10 protein-coding genes are annotated in these 17,977 nt (G+C 71.6%); 1 reads left to right on the forward strand and 9 read right to left on the reverse strand.

Features of this window, described 5'->3' with window-relative positions; translation table 11 throughout:
• The 9 genes from ACWEN3_RS11865 to ACWEN3_RS11905 all read right to left on the reverse strand — a co-directional run.
• A partial coding sequence (locus ACWEN3_RS11865) for a KR domain-containing protein (RefSeq protein ID WP_452968863.1) occupies nt 1-1,554 on the reverse strand: 1,554 nt, incomplete at its 3' end.
• A gap of 82 nt (nt 1,555-1,636) precedes the next feature.
• Complete coding sequence (locus ACWEN3_RS11870) at nt 1,637-7,546, reverse strand: SDR family oxidoreductase (RefSeq protein WP_452968866.1); 5,910 nt, start codon at nt 7,544-7,546, stop codon at nt 1,637-1,639.
• Between the two features lie 40 nt (nt 7,547-7,586).
• Nucleotides 7,587-9,098 (reverse strand): acyltransferase domain-containing protein, encoded by a 1,512-nt coding sequence (locus ACWEN3_RS11875; RefSeq protein ID WP_452968868.1) that lies wholly within the window; start codon nt 9,096-9,098, stop codon nt 7,587-7,589.
• An 82-nt stretch (nt 9,099-9,180) separates the two neighbouring features.
• The gene (locus ACWEN3_RS11880) at nt 9,181-10,560 is read right to left on the reverse strand and encodes an NAD(P)/FAD-dependent oxidoreductase (RefSeq protein WP_452968870.1); all 1,380 of its coding nucleotides are present in this window, start codon (nt 10,558-10,560) and stop codon (nt 9,181-9,183) included.
• A 51-nt stretch (nt 10,561-10,611) separates the two neighbouring features.
• Complete coding sequence (locus tag ACWEN3_RS11885) at nt 10,612-12,093, reverse strand: MFS transporter (protein ID WP_452968872.1); 1,482 nt, start codon at nt 12,091-12,093, stop codon at nt 10,612-10,614.
• A 51-nt stretch (nt 12,094-12,144) separates the two neighbouring features.
• The gene (locus ACWEN3_RS11890) at nt 12,145-13,506 is read right to left on the reverse strand and encodes a wax ester/triacylglycerol synthase domain-containing protein (RefSeq protein WP_452968874.1); all 1,362 of its coding nucleotides are present in this window, start codon (nt 13,504-13,506) and stop codon (nt 12,145-12,147) included.
• Entirely contained in the window at nt 13,503-15,047 is a 1,545-nt protein-coding gene (locus tag ACWEN3_RS11895) for an acyl-CoA carboxylase subunit beta (protein ID WP_452968877.1), read from the reverse strand. Before ACWEN3_RS11895 ends, ACWEN3_RS11890 begins: the two co-directional genes overlap by 4 nt.
• 256 nt (nt 15,048-15,303) lie before the next feature.
• The gene (locus ACWEN3_RS11900) at nt 15,304-16,128 is read right to left on the reverse strand and encodes an IclR family transcriptional regulator (RefSeq protein ID WP_452968879.1); all 825 of its coding nucleotides are present in this window, start codon (nt 16,126-16,128) and stop codon (nt 15,304-15,306) included.
• 205 nt (nt 16,129-16,333) lie between these two features.
• Nucleotides 16,334-16,756, reverse strand: coding sequence for a secondary thiamine-phosphate synthase enzyme YjbQ (locus ACWEN3_RS11905; protein ID WP_452968882.1), 423 nt, complete (start codon nt 16,754-16,756; stop codon nt 16,334-16,336).
• Between the two features lie 137 nt (nt 16,757-16,893).
• Between ACWEN3_RS11905 and ACWEN3_RS11910 the strand changes: the two genes are divergently transcribed.
• Nucleotides 16,894-17,973 (forward strand): NAD(P)-binding domain-containing protein, encoded by a 1,080-nt coding sequence (locus ACWEN3_RS11910; RefSeq protein ID WP_452968884.1) that lies wholly within the window; start codon nt 16,894-16,896, stop codon nt 17,971-17,973.
• The last annotated feature ends 4 nt before the right edge of the window (nt 17,974-17,977 follow it).

The following is a 17,977-nucleotide window of genomic DNA, read 5'->3' on the forward strand; positions in this document are numbered from 1 at the left end:
GACGGCGTCGCCGAGCGGTCCCACGAAGGTGACCTCACCGGCGGAGCCCGCCAGCAACTCGGCCTGCCACTTGGCGAGTCCGTCGGCCACGCCGAGCGGTGCCATGTAGCGCCGCGTCGCTGAGAAGTTCGCGATGAGGCCGATGCGGTCCCAGGTCGGCCAGGCAAGCGTCATCACCGGGTAGGCCGCCCTGCGGTCCGCCCACCCGCCCAGGCGGGCGAGCCCCTCGTTGGCCGCGGCGTACTCCAGCTGGCCGACCATGCCGCCCAGCCGCCCGGTGAGCGAGCCCACGTTGCAGAAGAACTTCAGCTCTCTGCCGGCCAGTTCACCGAAGAGGTGGAGGAAGCTCTCGATCTTCGTCTCCACGGTCCGCAGGATGTCGTCGTCCGTCTTCCTGGGCAGCCTGGCCGCGGTGTCCACGCCCGCGTTGTGCACGACGCCGGTCAGGGCGTCGCCCTCCCGCGCCAGCAGCGCGCGCACCTGCTCCCGGTCGGTGAAGTCGCACGGGACGTACTCGATGCGCAGTCCGCGCGTCCGCGCGCCGGTGATGTTGCCCGCCAGCTCCCACAGACGGCGGACGCGCGCGATGTCGCGGCGGATCTCGGGCACTGGGCGCCCCCGTCGGCTGCCGGACCACAACTGCTGTTCGTACGCCTTGAGTTCGTCCGTATCCACCCCGAACCACGGTTCGTCCTCGGAGGGGAAGGGTTCCCGGCCGGTCACCAGAACCCGCATACCGTGCCTCTCCGCGAGCGTGCGGGCCAGCTCCCAGCCGATGCCCCGCCCGCCCCCTGAGACCAGGACGCAGTCGTCGGCGCCCAGGCTCACGGCGGGAGGACCGACCGGCTCCGCGACGGGAGAGAGGGTGAGGCGCCGCCCGTCGCGGTGGCCGACCTCGATCTCGCCGGTCCGGCCCAGCTCGCGCGCGACGATGCCGGGCACGTCCTCCGCATCGGAGAGCGCGGTGTCCACGACGCGCGCGTTGCAGTTGGGGAACTCCCGGTGCAGCGTCTTGGCGAGCCCCGCCCAGATGCCGCCCAGCGGTTGGGCCAGGTCGTCGTCCGGATGCTGCCCCATCCCGCCGCCGAGGTGGGTCACGGCCAGATAGAACAACCGCCGCGCGGAGATCTCCGTGGCCCAGTCCTCGTACTGCTCGCGCAGGGCGGTCACGGTCCGCAGCAGCGGCTCACGCCACACACCCGTCAGGCCCGCGGTGCCGCGCGCGGGGCTGCCGCCGCCCAGGGCGAGGTCGACGATCGCGTCCACGGCACCGCCGTCGTCAGGGGTGGGCACGGCGGTCGCGGGCGTACGGCGCCAGACCCGCGCCCCGTGTCCGGCCAGTTCGCGCGCGACCCGTTCGGCGCTCTCGTCGTCGCCCGCGAGGAGCAGGACCCGCATCCCGGCCAGGCGGGACGTCTCCCCGGTGAGCGGCGGCAGCGAGGCGGGCCGCCACACCATCCGGGTCGCCGGCCGCACCGACGGGCCTCCGGGCACCGGCTCCCGGGTGGGAGCGGTCACGACGGCACGCGGCGATTCGCGCAAGGTCGTCTGCATGATTCGTGTTCCTTCCTGGTCACGCGGATCACGTCGGTCGAACAGGCCGGACGGGTCGGACCCGTCGCGCCGATCACGCCGGTCAGGCGCCATCGGCGGGGACGGCCTCGCCCGTCCGGAGGTCGACGTAGCCGACCAGGGCCGCCCGGAGGTCCTTCATCTGGAGGACCATCCGGCCGCCGGGACGGGCCGCCACGAACCGGTTCTCCACCCGGTCCGCGGACAGGCCGAACCCCGGGGGCGTGGCGTACAGGTCGATGGCGTTCCGGCCGGCCGACAGGATGTGGTCGTTCGTCTCCTCGTACAGGTCGACACGGCGGATCGACAGGGGTGCGGCGACCGGCACCAGCCGGCCGTCCACCAGGTCCAGCACACCGACCCTCGCCAGTCCGTCCAGCAGCACGCACGGCACGGTGAACCGCGGCCACACCGGGTCGTCCGAGGGGAGCGAAGGGGCGTACCGTCCCCGCTTGCCCAGAGGATGGATGCCGGTGCCGGTCGTCGAGACGAACGGCCCGCTCAGCCGGACCGGTGACCCCGGCTGGTGGTACGGATCGGGGACCGGAGTGTCGTCCGCGCTGTCCCACGGCTCCCAGCGCGGGGCGGGGGCGAACCCGTCCGCCAGGACCACCCGGGCCGCGAAGTGCGGCCTGTCCTCGACCAGGACGACGCCGCCCGGTGACACCACGTCCTCGGAGACGCGGACCTGGACGACGGTCGTGTCCCCTTCGTCCTCGACGATCTCCGCCGTGATGCGCTTCGGCGCCGTCGGGACATCGCGGTACACCCGCAGGAAGTGCTCGAACCTCAGGTCCTCGAACGCGACCACGTGCCGGCCGGGCACCAGATGGCGGGCCGCCTCCGCCGCAATTTCGGTGCCGAAGGTGCCGGGCAGCGTCGGTTCGCCGCGCACGGTGTGGTGCTCCAGATAGCCGTCGGTCCGCAGGTCGAAGGGGCAGGCGAACTCGGCGGCACGGCCGTTCGAGGACACCAGGCGGCGCAGGAAGAAACCGGGCGAGGGCTGGGCCGACGCGTCCCCGGCCCCCAGGTAGCCGGGGTAGAACTTCTCCACCGTTGCCTCCTCCGCGTCCCCGAGGTGGACGACGGAAGGCCGCCGGACGGGGGCGTGCAGCTCCTGCACGAAGTGGTGGACGCCCTCGGGCACCGGCATGCTGCTGTAGGAACCGGCCCGTTCGTAGTAGGCCTTCGTCAGATCGTCCGCGCCCATGCCGACGCTCCCCCACAGCGTCCACCCGATGGTGACCTCCTGGTGGTCGGTGGTGGCCGCCGCGTAGGTGGCGGCGCTGCCCAGGAAGTCGTTGGCGGCGGCGTAGTCCGCTTCGCCGAGCTGCCCGAAGTAGCCGAGGAGCGAGCCGAAGTTGCACCACAGACGCGGCGGGGCGTCGCGCAGCGCGTACTTCAGGTTCAGATACGCCTCGACCTTCAGGTCCCGGATGGCGGTGAACTCCGCGAAGTCCTTGTCCTTGATGAGGGCCGAACGCTGGAGCCCCGCGGCGTTGATGAGCAGGTCGATCCGGCCGTGCTCCCGCAGGACCTCGCCGACGGCCTTCTCCACCTCGGCGCCGTCGCGCATGTCGCACGTGCGGTAGGTGACCCGGTCCGCGCCGCTGCCGGCCGCCATCTCCTCGAGGTTCCGCCGGGACTCGCGCGCGTGGAGCATCCGGTCGAAGTCCTTGGTGATGCTCGCGACCTTCCGGCCCGCGCCCTTGGCGAGTTCGGCGGAGATGTACGCGGCCCGCCCCGCGGCGAACTCCTCGTCCGTACCGGCGAACACGGACGGCGGATAGGCGTCGAGGGCGTTGCTGCCGAACATGTGGATACGTGAACCGAATTCCCCGGCAAGGGATTTGACCACCTCGGCGGTGATCCCCCGGGTGCCGCCGGCCACGACGATCACCGAGTCCCGGTCCAGTGCGACGGGCGTGTCCTCGTCCAGCGCGACCGGCTCGTCCCGCAGCCGAAAGGTACCGCGCACCCCGTCGTTCTCGACGACCACGGGGAAGTCGCGGGCGAGACCGCTCTCCTCCTCGACGCTCCGTACCGCCGCCTCCGCGTCACCGCCGGAGGTGAGGAACGCGAGGCTGCCGCCTTCGGACAGTTCCAGGCCCGCGCTCTTCAGCAGGCCCGTGAAGAGCCCGGAGAAGGGGTGCGGTGTGCCGTCCTGTACGGCGCCGAGCAGGAGCATCGTCAGGCCCGAGCCGGGCCGGGCCAGATCGTCGTAGGCGCTCTGGACGGCCAGGTATGCGGCGTCGTGCAGGGCGAGCAAGGAGGGTGTGCCGTCAGCGACGAGGGCCTGGTCCGGCGGCACGGCGCGACTGAGGTCGCTCACGATCCGCACCTGGGTGACCGGCCCCCCGATGTCCGACAGTGCCTCGTGTACGGCCTCCGGGGTGACCGGCGACAGGTGATGCCAGCCGGCGCGGGGGGCGTCGAACGGGGTGGTGGACAGCACGGTGAGCGCGGAGTCCGGGGCCGTCGCGTGGGCCACCAGGTCGGGGGCGTCGGTGACGACGACGGCGCCGTCCGGCAGGAACGGGACCGGCTCACGGACCGGGCGGGACGCGGCGGCCTCCCACACCGGGACCCGGCGCCGGACCCGCAGGGACTCCCCGGACTCGGTGTGGGTGGTCGAACGGAAGCTGTTGCGAAGGGTCTCTGTGGTGCCGGTGGGTCGCGGGGTCCGGGCGGGTTCGCGGGTCCCCGTGGTACGGCCGTCGGGGACGGTCAGCCTGAGCCTGGCCCCGGTCGCGCTTCCGTCGTCCGCGCTCGAGACCGTCACCTTCCCCGCCGGACCGTGCAGGGCCCTGAGGATGGCCAGTCCTCCGGCCGCGCCCATGTAGCGGGCGTTCTCCGGGGCGTCGGCCCCGCACAGAACCGTCTCGTGCCCGGTCACTTCGTTCTCGGCGGCTTCGTCCATGGGCTCGTCCACGTACGCGAGCACGGGCAGACCCGCGCGCCGGGCTCGTTCCTCGGTGGTCAGCGCGAACAGGAAGGCCCCCTCGGCCAGCTCCTTCTCGCGCTCCGGCAGCAGATCACCGACGAGGGTCCGGTACTCCGGGAGGCTGTTGCCGTTGATCCCGCCGGCCAGGGCGAAGTCCAGCTCCCCGGTCCGCAGATACCGGCCGGCCAGGGTGACCGACGACAGGGCGGAGGCGAAGCCCGAGTCCAGCGTCATGTTGGAGCCGTTGAGGTCGAAGTAGTTCGCCACCCGGGCGGAGATGATGTTGGGCATCTGACCGGGGAACGAGTCCTCGTTGGACTCCGGGATCACCGACCGCACCTGTTCCCGCAGCCGGTCCAGTACCCGGGGCATCTCGGCGGCCCCGGCGATCGGTGATTCGGCGAGCGCCTCGCCGATGTCGTCCAGGTAGCACCGGTCGGCGTACAGCATCGCGGCCCTGGTCGGTCCCATGTGCCCCACGAACACCCCGGTCTTCGGGGCCTGCTCGCTCCAGAAGTCCGGCATCCGGTCCCGGAGTTCGTGCGCACACTCCAGGATCATCAGCTGGCACCGGTCCAGGGCGCGGATCGTCTTGGGAGGCAGCCGGACCTTGTTGAACGGCGGCACCGGGTAGTCCGCTCCGAAGCTGTCCAGCGGCTGCCGGCCGCCCTCCAGCCAGCTGGTCACCTCCTCGCGCCCCTCCAGGCCCGGCACATGGGCCGACCAGCCGACGAGAGCCACCCGGCTGTCGACGGCGGGAGCCTTCGTGACCGGGGTCCGCGCCACCGCCGCCTCGGCGCGCGGGCGGTTCTCGGAGACGATGAGATGGGCGTTCGTACCTCCGAAACCGAACCCGGACACGGCCGCCAGCCGGGGCCTCTCCGCGCTCTCGGGCCATTCCCTGGACTCCGGGGTGACCTCCAGCCGCGTGTCCGCCAGCCGGAAGTCGGCACGGGGGGTGTCGAGGCGGAACTGGCCGGGGATGGTGTGCTGCTCCAGGCCCTTCAGGCTCTCGATGAGCGAGACGACACCGGCGGCCCACCCCGTGTGCCCCAACAGGGACTTGTTGGACGTGACGGCCGTCGGAGCCGAGGTGCCGAAGTGCTCCCGCAGCGTGGTGAACTCCTCCAGGTCACCGGCGGGCGTACCGGTCGCGTGCGCGTTGATCCACTGCACGTCGGCGCTGTCGACCGCACCGCCCTCCAGGGCCCGCTGCACCGCCAGCCCCTGCCCCCGCGCGTTGGGCGCGTAGATCGCCTTGCCCTTGCCGTCGGAGGACGAGCCGAAGGCCCGCAGCACCCCGAGAACCCGGTCGCCGTCCTGCTGGGCCTTGCGCAGTCGCTTGAGTACGACGAGGGCGGCGCCGTCCGCGAAGATCACGCCGTCGGCGCTCTCGTCGAGGGCGTGCACGGTGCCGCGCTTCGAGAGTCCCTGAAGCTTCGAGAACAGGACGGTGCCGCGCGGCGCCAGCGCGAAGGCTCCGCCGCACACGGCGATGTCCTGTTTTCCCATCAGCAGGCCCTTGGCCGCGATGTCGACGGCGTACAGCGACGAGGAGCAGGCGGTGTCGACCATGTGGAGTTCGGTGGAGGGCGGAAGGACGCCGTCCATGGCCACCTCGCCGACCCGGTGGGGAAGGAAACGCGAGGGGGTGCGGGCGCCGCGCCGGTACCGGTCGGCGAGGGCCCTGTCGATGCCCTCGCGGAGTGTGTCCCGCCGCTCGTCCGGGACCCGCAGGCCGTCGACGATGCCGTGCGTCATCCGGTTCGCGCTCGCGAGGACGCCGGCCTCTTCGAGGTGCTGGCTGCCGTCCGGGGTGTAGCCGACCACGAAGGAGCACCTGTCGGTGTCGCGGCGCGTCACGCCGTCGAGCGCCTGCACGAGGCTGTGGCGCAGCCACTTGGTGGTGAGCTCCGTCTCCTCGGGGCCGTCCGGCATGCCCTCCAAGGCGCCGTCGGCGGGAGCGAAGTCCGTGATGAACACGCACTGTTCGGCGTACGCCTTGTCCTCGGCGGCCAGGTCGGACGAGTGGAAGCTGCCGTGCTGCCAGCGGTCGCGGGGGACTTCGACGAAGAGCTCGTCGCCCGTCGTGCGCAGCTTCCAGAACTCGTCGGGGCTGTTGGCCCCGGCGACGGCCATGCCCATGCCGACGACGGCGATGGCGTCGTCACCGGACTCGACGGGTTCTTCGGGCGGCGGGACGGGACCGGACGTGGTGTCGGTGACTGCTTCGGGCGCCTCGGCAGCCTCCGTCGGAGGCGAGAGAAGGGCGGCGCCGAGGGTGAGGCCGCCGTCGGCCAGGACGACCTGTCCTGTGATCCACCGGGCGTCGTCGGAGGCGAGGAAGGAGACGAGTGCCGCGAACTCCTCCGGCCTGCCGAGCCTCCCCCACGGGGTCGCCCGTGCGATGACGTCCTGCATCTCCCCGGCATCGGGGAACTTGTCCGCCACCTCGCTGCTCAGCATGGCGGCCGAGGCGACATTGACCCGGATGCCCAACGGCGCCAGTTCGACGGCGAGATAGCGGGCGGCGGCCTCGGCCGCGGCCTTCGCCGGGGCGCAGGCCGAGTAGTTGGCCATCACCATCTGTGAGCCGCCCAGCGCGGACACGGTGACGATGGAGCCGCCCCCGTCACGCGCCATCAGTGGGGCAGCGGCCCGAGAACAGCGCAGGCCACCCTTGTAGTTGGTCTCGATCGCCTTGTCGAGGTGATCCTCGGTGACCTCGTCCGGCGGCAACAGCGCACCGTTCGCCGCGTTGTTGACGAGGATGTCGAGCCTGCCGTGCAGCCGGTCGATCTCCCGGAACATCCGGTCGACCTGATCCTGCCGGGCCACCGAGGCCCGTACGAGATCGACCCGGGTGCCCCCCGCGAGGAGTTCGTCGCGGGTCCGCTTTGCCTGGTCGTGCGAGTGGAAGTAGTTGAGGACGATGTCGGCTCCTCGTGCGGCGAGATCCCGCACGATGGCCTTGCCCGTCCCCCTCGACCCGCCGGTTACCAGTGCCACCTTGCCGGTGAGGTCCTTCATCGAGATGCGTGTCCTTCGCGTCCGTCGTGTTCGTCCGGGATCAGGCCGCAGGTGCCGGCTCGGGATGCCGTTCCAGCTCCGCGATCACGAAGTCGGCGATGGCGTCGAGTGTGTTGTAGGGATCCAGCCGGAAGTCGGCTCCACGCGGCGGCAGTTCGTATCGCTTGGAGACCCTGGAGAGCAGCTCCACCTGCTTGACCGAGTCGACGCCGAGTTCGGCCTCCAGCTGTGCTCCGCCCTCGAAGACCTCTTCCGGGTACTCCAGCGCTTCCGCGTACAGGGTCCGCAGCTCGCCGAGGACCTCGTCGCGGTCCAGAGCGGCGTTCGGGGCCGCGCCCGGCTGCGCGGGCACCTGATCGTCCGGAGCCGCAGGGCTCCGGACCGCCTCCCGCTCGCGCTCCTCCGCCGCGAAGGCCTCCACATCCGTCAGCACCCGCTCCCGTACCTCGTGCCCGTACGCCTTCCAGTACGCCTCGAAGAGGTCCGAAGGGACGGTCGGGGCCAGCAGCTCGGCGAGGCCGGGTCCGGATCCGGACGCACCGTCCGGATCGGCCAGGCCGACCGCGCGCAGCTCCCGGAGTGTCGCGTCCAGCGCCAGCCGGCCGCCGCCGTCGAGCGCGAGGGTGGGCAGGGAGCGCACGTCCGAGCCCTGGGTCAGCCGGGTCACCAGCTTGGACAGCACGGGACGCCCGCCCGCCTCCACGAAGGTGGACACCCCCTCCCGGTGCAGAGCGCGCACCGCCGCGGCGAAACGGACCGGCTGGACGAAGTGGGCCGCGAGGCGGCCGGCGAGGGCTTCGCCGGGCTCGTAGTAGCGCTGGAGGATCGGCGAGTACACCGGCCGCTGGAGCGGGAGCTGGTCCAACGTGCCCACGTACGCCTCGAATTCGGGGGCCGCGGGGGCCAGCGCGGGGGTGTGGAAGGGGAACGGCGCGTCGATCTCGATCGCGCCGATGTCCAGCTGAGCGGCGATCGCCGTCACCTGGTCCAGCACCCCGTCAGGACCGCTCACCACGGTCTGCTCGTCGTGGTTCTCCGTGGCGACCGCCAGCAGCGGGTCGTCCAGAAGGCCGAGGAGCATCCGTACCCGGTCGGCCCCGGCCGACAGGGCCACCATGCGTCCGTCGATCCCGTCGTGGCGCTCGATGACCGCGACGCGCTGCGCGACGATGCGCACCCCGTCCTCGGCCGAGAAGGCCCCGGCGGCCACGAGGGCGGTGATCTCCCCGAGGCTGTGGCCCGCGAGCACGTCCGGCCGTACGCCCTGGTCGGTGAGGATCTCGTACGCGGCGAAGCCCGCGCCGTAGATGGCCACCTGGGACATCCAGGAGTCGCCGGCGAGCAGTTCTCGCAGGTCGGTCGGTTCAGGGCCGAACAGCACATCGCTGATACGGCGTGCGAACAGCGCGTCGGTCGCGGAGTCGAGGCGTTCGAACACCCGCTGGACCTGCGGGTACTTCTCCTTCGCCCGCCGCAGGGCGGCGGCGTCGAAGCCGCCCTGCCCGGGGAAGACGAACGCGGTGCTCGGGCCGGTGGGGGTGTTTTCGGGCATGCTGATGAATCCCTCGCTGAAGGAAGTGGGTTGGTGAGCGTGGCCGGCTGGGGGGACGTGAGCGGCGGGAACGGGTGGGGGGCTAGAACGACGGCTGCGGGGAGCCGTCCAGCAGGTACCGCCCCATGGGGCCCAGGCTTCTGGCGATCAGCCGGTCACCGAGCCGGGGCGCAGGGGCGAAGTGCCGGGGTGCTCCGCGCACCAGCCAGCGCACCATCCGCAGTTTCCAGCTCGTTTCCGGACCGGACTCCACGTGGTCCAGCAGCGCGTGGATGCTGGAGGCGGAGTAGAACTGCGCGGGGTCCACGATCGTGGCGAAGACGCCGACCATGTCCCGGCCGTGCGTGGCGCTGCGGCTCATCGCCCGGATGAACTCGATCTCCTCGGGGCTGTGGTTCGCGATGAGGGCGTGCTCGCAGGTGTACCGGTAGTGGCCCGTGACCAGGGCGTCCCGTCGGCGGCCGTACCGGGCGAGCGCGGCCGGCAGTCCGGCACCACGCGACCCCGACAGGCCCTGCTCGACGGCCTCCACCAGGAGTTCGGCGCTGCGCAGGCCGTCGGTGATGCCGGCGGCCGTGATCGGGTCCCGGGTGTATCCGGCGTCCCCGACCAGCGCCCAGCCGGGGCCGTGCGAACGGCGCAGGAAGTTCGGCACGGCACCCGTCATCCAGCGGCCCGCGCGCTTGGTCTCGCGCAGCGACGCGGCCCAGTCGGGGTCCACATCCTCGAAGGCGTCGATGACCGTCCTGTCGCGCTCCTCGTCGCCGCTCGCCTTGAAGTCCCGCGCCGGCAGGGCGACGCCCACGATGGTCAGGTCGTCATGGGTGGGCCACGTGAAGGTGTGCTTGTGGGCGTGCCGGTGGGTGCGCACCCTGCCGTCGTCCGGCAGCCCTTCCCAGTAGGCCCAGTGGCTCTTGTTGAGGACGGGCTGCGCGGAGTACTTCTCGGCGCCCGTGAGCCGGGCGATCGTGGAGTTGGAGCCGTCGGCGCCCACGACGAGACGCGCGTGCTCGGTCACGGCGGCGCCGTCGCCCGACCGTCCGCGTACACCGGTCACGGTGCCCGCCTCGTCCGTGCACAGCTCCCGCACCGAGAAGTCCTCGCGAAACTCGGCGCCGGCCTCGATCGCGGACTCCAGCAGTATCCGGTCCAGCGTGGCCCGGTCCGGGGAGTACGCTTCGCCGACCCCGTCGACCGCCGGCAACGGGGCCATCAGCCGGGCCCGGCCGCTCTGGAGGCCGTACTCCCGGATGGCCGGGCAGCCCGTGGCGGTCAGCCGGTCCAGCAGTCCCCAGCGCTTCAGCCGGAGAATGCCCGGCGGGTGCACCAGGTTGGTCGCCGCGGCCTTCCCTGCCGGGAAGACGGCACGATCGAGGAGGAGGACCCGGCAGCCCGCCCTCGACAGGAGCATGGCCGTGGACGCGCCGCTGACGCGCGCGCCGACCACGATGACGTCGTACATGTCAGGCCCCCCAGATTCGTTTCGGTGCCTTCGCGTTCCGGGACAGCACGGCTAGCCCCTGATCCCCTCAGGTGCGCGAGTCCCGCTCAGGTCCTCCTGGCCGACGCGTGCCCGGGTCTCCTGCGTCGCCCGCTTCTCCTTGGAGCGGCGAGGGGCGCAGAGCATCGCCAGGACGCCGAGGGCCGCGAACCCGGATCCGACCCAGGCGGCGGGGACCAGGCCGTCGACGAACCGCTGGGGTGTGGTGTAACCGCCGTACGAGGTGAAGATCGAGGTCAGCACCGCGACGCCCAGGACTCCGCCGAGCTCGCGGAAGGTGTTGTTGGCACCGGACGCGATGCCCTGTTCGCGCGGGCCGACGACGTTCATCGCCATCTCGGCGACGGGCGCGAAGAACAGCCCCAGACCGATACCGCCCAGCACCAGTCCGGGGACCTGGTCCGCGTACTCGGTGTGGACATCGGACACCGAGGCCAGCCAGCCCAGCGCGACGGCCTCGGCCAGCAGCCCCAGGGCCACCACGAGCCGGTTGCCGATCCAGGCGGTCAGGAAGGACGCGAGGGGAGCGACCAGTACCGGCATCGCCGTCCACGCGAGCATCCGCACTCCCGCCTCCAGGGGCGAGAAACCCTGGATGTCCTGCATGAACTGGGTGAGCAGGAAGACAAGTCCGAACATGGCCGCGAACATCAGCGCGCTCGTGACGTTGACGGCGGTGAACGAGCGGTTGCGGAAGAGCCGCATCGGCAGCATCGGCGCCGGGGCGCGCAGCTCCCACAGGACGAAAGCCGCGAGCAGCACCGCCCCGGCGATCAGGGAGCCGAGCACCTTGCCGCTGGTCCAGCCTTCGTCGGTGGTGCTCACCAGCGCGAAGACCACGCCGAACATGCCGAGACTCACCAGCACGGTGCCCGGCAGGTCGAGCCGTGCGCCGGGGTGTTTGCTCTCGGCCAGCCGCCACAGCCCCAGGAGCAGCACGACGATGCCGATCGGCACGTTGATCCAGAAGATCCACTCCCACGAGATCTTCTCCACGACGGTCCCGCCGACCAGCGGGCCGAGCGCGACCGCCAGCCCGCTCAGTGCCCCCCAGACGCCGAGGGCGATGCCACGCCGTCGCTCGGACACCGCCTCGGTCAGCAGCGTCAGGGTCAGCGGCATGACGATGGCCGCGCCGAAGCCCTGCACGGCCCGGGCGGCGATCAGCTCCTGCGGCGAACCGGAGAGCGCGCACGCCGCCGACGCGGCGGTGAACACCGTGAGCCCGCCCAGGAACATCCGCCGGCGGCCGAAGCGGTCACCGGCAGCCGCGCCGAACATCAGGAAGACCGCGAACGCCAGGGTGTAGGCGTTCACCGTCCATTCCAGGTCCTGGAGACCCGTGCTCAGGGATTTCTGGATGGCGGGCAGCGCGGTGATCACGACGAGGTTGTCCAACGCGGCCATGAACACCGCGAGTCCACTCACGACCAGGGTCCATAAGGCGTTTCCGCGGTTTCCGTTGATTCCGTGGGAAGGGGACCGACCGAACATAGAAGATCCTTCGTCGAACGTACGGCGGGCAGGCGCGCGGAGCGGACCGGGCTAGGCGGCGACGGACAGGGTGTCCAACGCGTGGCGCCAGAGGCCGGCCAGCTGCTCCGCTCCGGGGAGCGCGCGGTCGTACAGGAAGCTGATCCGCACCTGTTCTCCGTGGGAGAGCAGCGTCACGGACAGGGCGTTGCCCGGGAGGAGTACACCGAGGGGGATCGCGTCGATCACCGGGGCACCCCGGAAGGACAGCGCGGTGGAGAGGCTGAAGTTGGAGGCGTACAGCGGGGACGCCTGCGGCCTGAGCAGCCGCCGGACCGTCCACCGTGTCAGGGCGGGCGGGAGGATCCCGACGAGCGCCCGGCTGGCCGGTCGCAGACCGTGGGCGCGCATCCGGCGGGTTCGCCCGGCGAGCTGCGTGAAGGCGACGTCGAAGGGCGTCCCGCGGGCCGGCAGGGTGACGACCGCGGTGGTGAGGTGGTTGCCGAGGAGGGCGTCCTCGCCGGGCTGCCGGGTGCTCAGCGGCATCCGTACCGGCACCGGTGTCATGCGAAATCGCGACCGTACGCGCCCGTCGTCCGCGGCGCTCCAGTCGTTGAGCGCCTGCCACAACGTCATGAGGAACGCGTCGTTGAGCGTGCCGCCGAACCGCCGGCCCAGCTCGCGCAGTTCACTCCGGGTCGCGCCGGTGCTGGACACGCCGAAGTGTTCGGGGCGGGGCTTCGGCGCCCTGGGCCACAGCCGGGCGGGCACCAGCGCGCGGGCGAGCCCCGTGCCGACGCTCAGCGTTCCGCGGACCAGTTCGCGCGGGGAACCGCCGATGAGCGGTCGTGGTCCCGCCGCATCCCGCTGTCCGTTCGGGGAGCCGCAGTCGCCGAACAGCGTGGACACCACGTAGGCCGCGCCCATGCCGTCCTCCGCACTGTGGTGAACTCGGTAGCAGACTCCGAACTCCCCGTCGGCGTGGCCGTGTACGAGGCGCATCGACCACGGCGGAGCGTTCGTCGGCAGCGGCTCACGGGCCAGGGCGGTGAGGACGGTGTCCAGGGAGGTCCCCGCCGGAAACGCCTTCTCCTCCAGGTGGGCCGCGGGGTCGAAGCCGTCGACCGACTCCCGCCGGGGCCGTCCGCGGGAAGACGTCAACCGGTGCGTCAGGCGGGGAAGTCCGGGCAGCCGCTCCGCGAGGTGGCGGTGCAGTTCCCCCAGCGGCGGGGGCGTTCCCCGGAACCGCAGGAACTGGCCGTGGATCAGGCCGGCTTCGCCGTCCGTCGAGAGGAAGACCTCGTCGATGGGGTTGAGTCGGTGAGTGATGCGCTCCGCTTCCCTGCCGGTCGCGTGGGCCGCATCCGTGTGGATCGCATCGGCGTCCGTCACGTCGGTCGCATACGTGTCGGGCGGCGTCCTGGGGCCGGTCACGTCGGCGGGTTCCCGTGCTTGCGAGACGGCAGGTCGGCGTGTTTCGCGCGTAACGCGTGCAGGGCCCCGACGAGCGTGGACCGGGTTTCCGCCGGGTCGATGACGTCGTCGACGAGCCCGCGTTCCGCGGCGTAGTAGGGATGCATCAGCTCGGCCTTGTACTCCTTGACGAGCCGGGAACGGGCCTCCTCGGGATCGTCGGCGGCGGCGAGCTCCCGCCGGAAGACCACGTTCGCCGCGCCCTCCGCGCCCATCACCGCGATCTCGTTGGCGGGCCAGGCGTACGTGGCGTCGGCGCCGATGGACTGGGAGTCCATGACGATGTAGGCGCCGCCGTATGCCTTGCGCAGCACCACCGAGATCCGCGGCACCGTCGCGTTGCAGTACGCGTAGAGGAGTTTGGCGCCGTGGCGGATGATGCCCCCGTGCTCCTGGTCGACCCCCGGAAGGAAACCGGGCACGTCGACCAGGGTCACCAGGGGGATGCTGAACGCGTCGCAGACGGAGACGAAGCGGGCGGCCTTCTCGGAGGCGTGGATGTCCAGCACCCCGGCGAGGCTGGTCGGCTGGCTCGCGACGATGCCGACGGTCAGCCCGTCCAGCCGGGCCAGTCCGCACAGCACGCTGGTGGCCCAGCCCTCGTGCGTCTCCAGCCACTCCCCCTCGTCGACGATCTCCCTGATCACCGCGCGCATGTCGTAGGGACGGCTGCCGTCGGCGGGTACGACGTCGACGAGCACGTCGTTCCTGCGCTCCACGGGGTCGTCGCAGGCGTAGGCGGGCGGCAGTTCACGATTGTTGGACGGCAGGAGCGACAGCAGGTGGCGTACTTCGTCGAGGCATTCGGCCTCGTCGTCGTGGACGAAGCCGGCGACGCCGGAGACCCTGCCGTGGACGTCCGCTCCGCCGAGGCCCTCGTGGGTGATCTCCTCACCCGTCACCGACCGCACCACGTCGGGGCCGGTGATGAACATCTGCGCGGTGCCCCGCACCATGAAGACGAAGTCGTTGAGCGCCGGAGAATAGGCCGCGCCGCCCGCGCACGGGCCCAGCATCACCGCGATCTGCGGAATCACTCCGGAGGCCCTGGTATTGCGGCGGAAAATACCGCCGTATCCGGCGAGCGCGGAAACACCCTCCTGAATACGGGCGCCGGCGCCGTCATTGAGCGATACCAGCGGGGCTCCCGCCGAAACGGCCATGTCCATGATCTTGTGGATCTTGGTGGCGTGGGCCTCGCCGAGCGATCCGCCGAATATCCGGAAGTCGTGGGCGTACGCGAAGACGGTCCGTCCGTGGACGGTCCCCCAGCCCGTGACGACGCCGTCGGTGTGGGGCCTTCGGTGCTCCAGTCCGAAGCCGGTGGCACGGTGCCGCCGGAACCGCTCGACCTCGTGGAAGGACCCCTCGTCGAAGAGGAGATCCAGCCGTTCCCGCGCGGTCAGCTTGCCGCGGGCGTGCTGCTGTTCGGTACCTCGGGAGCCGGGGCCGCGCTCCACGTCGCGTCGGGTGGCGTGCAGGAGGGCGACGCTGTCCCGCATGGTTGTTCCTCCGTATCTGCGGCTCTCTTCGGGGATCTCCTTTCCCTCTCGATTATTCGAGGGTCGCTTCACGTCATGTCAAGCGAGGCCGGGACTCTCCCGCAGGGCGAGAAATACCCGGGCGGGCGCGAAATCCCGCGACGCGAGAAGAGGAGGAACCGTTGAATACGGGCGGTTGTCGCGGGTACACCGCAGTGGCGGGTACGTCTGATTCGCGTTCCCGCCACGGCTTGAGTGGACGTCGGATACAGCGCGCTCAGTAAGAGCCCGGGACCTCCGCGGACCAAGGCCCGTCGTCGTCCGCCGGGGTGAAGCGCGCGGCGGCGCGCCGTACGGCCCGCACCGCGGTCCTGGGCCAGGCCGACACGTCGTGCCCGGGCTTGAGCACGACCACGGACCCCATGATCAACCCGTCCCACCTGACGGGCGCCGCACAACCGACCCAGCCCGCGGCCCACTCCTCGACGTCGGCCGTGAGCCCGTCCCTGCGGACGGATTCCAGGGAGGCCAGCAACCGGGCGTTGTCACGGTATGCGCCCGGCCCCGCCCCGTCCGGGACCGGCTCGGCCAGGACCCGGTCCTGGATGACCTTCGGCAGGTACGCGAGGATGGCCCGCCCCGCGGCTCCGGTCCGCAGCGACCGGCAGACCTCCATGAACGCCCTGTGCGTGATGCCGAGTTCGGACAGGTCCGACGTGCCGACGGCCATGTCCAGGCACTGTTTCCCGGCCCCTCCGAAGGGCGCCAGGGCGAAGAGGAACACCAGGCCCCCGTCGGTGGCCGCGTGCAGATCCTCCAGAACGCCGTGTACGACACGTTCGTTGGGCGCGTGCGCGAGGGACTTCAGCCCAAGCCTCGCGGCACCGGCCCCCAGCCGGTACAGACCATGCCCCTCGCGGGCGAAGATGCCGTCGTAGACGCCCGACTGGAGAATGCGGTGAACCGTGGAGTCGTCCAGCCCGGTCACCTCCGCCAACTCACCGGGGCCGTGCATCTGTCCTTCGACCTCGGTGAACGCCCGCTGGACCCGAAACACCCGGTCGGCGTGCGCGCTGCCGCCTAACGTGCCGCGCTTGCTCATGTCCCTGCTCCCCGTTCAGGCTGCGCCGTCACGCACCGGGCGGACGGCATGTCCCTTGGCTACCAAGGTAAGGCAGCGCCCTGCCCGATCACCCGGCCCACCCGCGCCCGACACACTCCCCGACCTGGACGCGAAGCCTGCGCCTGCTCTGGGAGCCGCTGGGGGATCAGTCCATTCCCGAAGCACAAGACCCCGAAGCGGATCCCTAGCCGAGGAAGCTCAGTCGGACCTTGCGCTCGGGGTTGTCCCTGTTCGTGTCCACCAGGCAGACCGACTGCCAGGTGCCCAGTTCCAGTCGGCCGCCGATCACCGGGAGGGTGGCGTGCGGCGGGACGATGGCCGGCAGGACGTGATCGCGGCCGTGGCCGGCGCTGCCGTGCCGGTGCTGCCAGCGGTCGTCGGCGGGGAGCAGGGTGTGCAGGGCGGCGAGCAGGTCGTCGTCGCTGCCCGCACCGGTCTCGATGACGGCGATTCCGGCGGTGGCGTGCGGGACGAAGATGTTCAGCAGGCCGTCGCGGCCGGCCGCCGCCTCACGCAGGAATTCCTCGCAGTCACCGGTGAGGTCCACGACGCGTTCCCGGGACCCGGTGGAGACGTGCAGCATGCGGGTGGTGAAGACATCTGACATGCCCCCATCCTGACCCATGGGGCGGATCTCACACCCCATGGCGCGACCGCAGGGTGGCCGCGGGCGGGCCACTGCTCTTCGCGAGCGGGAGGCGGTCCGGTGGGAAGATCCGGGGCCGGACGTCTGTTGGTGCTGGCGTGAACGCAACACGCGAGGTCGAGGCAGTCGTCATCGGCGCCGGTCAGGCAGGACTGTCCAGCGCCTATCACCTGCGGCGCACCGGCTTCGAGCCGGAGCGCGACTTCGTGGTCCTCGACCACGCGCCCGCCCCGGGCGGCGCCTGGCAGTTCCGGTGGCCCTCGCTGACGTACGGCAAGGTGCACGGGATGCACGCGCTGCCGGGAATGGAGCTGACGGACGCCGATCCGGCGCGGCCGTCGGCCGAGGTCATCGGGGAGTACTTCGACCGGTACGAGCGCGCGTTCGACCTGCGGGTGCGGCGGCCCGTCGATGTGCGGGCCGTGCGCGAGGGCGACGAGGGGCGGCTGCTCGTGGAGACCTCGGACGGCATCTGGTCGGCACGGGCGCTGATCAACGCGACCGGTACCTGGGACCGCCCGTTCTGGCCGCGCTACCCGGGGCAGGAGACCTTCCGCGGGCGGCAGTTGCACACCGCCCAGTACGCCGGGCCCGAGGAGTTCGCCGGTCAGCGGGTCGTGGTCGTCGGTGGTGGCGCCTCCGGCACCCAGCACCTGCTGGAACTCGCCCCGTACGCTGCCGCGACCACCTGGGCCACCCGGCGGCCTCCCGTATTCCGCGAGGGGCCGTTCGACGAGGGGGCCGGGCGGGCCGCTGTGGCGCTGGTGGAGGAACGCGTCCGCCAGGGACTGCCGCCGCGCAGTGTGGTCTCGGTCACCGGACTGCCCCTCAACGACGCGATCCGGAAGGGCCTCGCGGACGGGGTGCTGGACCGGCAGCCGATGTTCGACCGGATCACCCCCGACGGGGTCGAGTGGCAGGACGGCAGGCGCGTGGACGCCGACGTGATCCTGTGGGCGACCGGGTTCCGGGCGGCGCTCGACCACCTCGCGCCGTTGCGGCTGCGGGAGCCGGGCGGCGGGATCCGGGTCGAGGGGACGCGCGCGGTCGCCGATCCGCGGATCCATCTCGTCGGTTACGGCCCCTCGGCCAGCACCATCGGCGCCAACCGGGCCGGGCGGGCGGCCGCACGGGACATCAGGCGGCTGCTGGCCGAGGACCGGCCGGTCGCCGCGTGACGTC

Source organism: Streptomyces sp. NPDC004561, assembly GCF_053602155.1.

Bases quoted from the DNA above. Each gene is read 5' to 3' on its own strand.
- ACWEN3_RS11875 (WP_452968868.1), bottom strand. From the start codon at position 9,098: ATGCCCGAAAACACCCCCACCGGCCCGAGCACCGCGTTCGTCTTCCCC.
- ACWEN3_RS11880 (WP_452968870.1), bottom strand. From the start codon at position 10,560: ATGTACGACGTCATCGTGGTCGGCGCGCGCGTCAGCGGCGCGTCCACG.
- ACWEN3_RS11885 (WP_452968872.1), bottom strand. From the start codon at position 12,093: ATGTTCGGTCGGTCCCCTTCCCACGGAATCAACGGAAACCGCGGAAAC.
- ACWEN3_RS11905 (WP_452968882.1), bottom strand. From the start codon at position 16,756: ATGTCAGATGTCTTCACCACCCGCATGCTGCACGTCTCCACCGGGTCC.
- ACWEN3_RS11900 (WP_452968879.1), bottom strand. From the start codon at position 16,128: ATGAGCAAGCGCGGCACGTTAGGCGGCAGCGCGCACGCCGACCGGGTG.
- ACWEN3_RS11895 (WP_452968877.1), bottom strand. From the start codon at position 15,047: ATGCGGGACAGCGTCGCCCTCCTGCACGCCACCCGACGCGACGTGGAG.
- ACWEN3_RS11870 (WP_452968866.1), bottom strand. From the start codon at position 7,546: ATGAAGGACCTCACCGGCAAGGTGGCACTGGTAACCGGCGGGTCGAGG.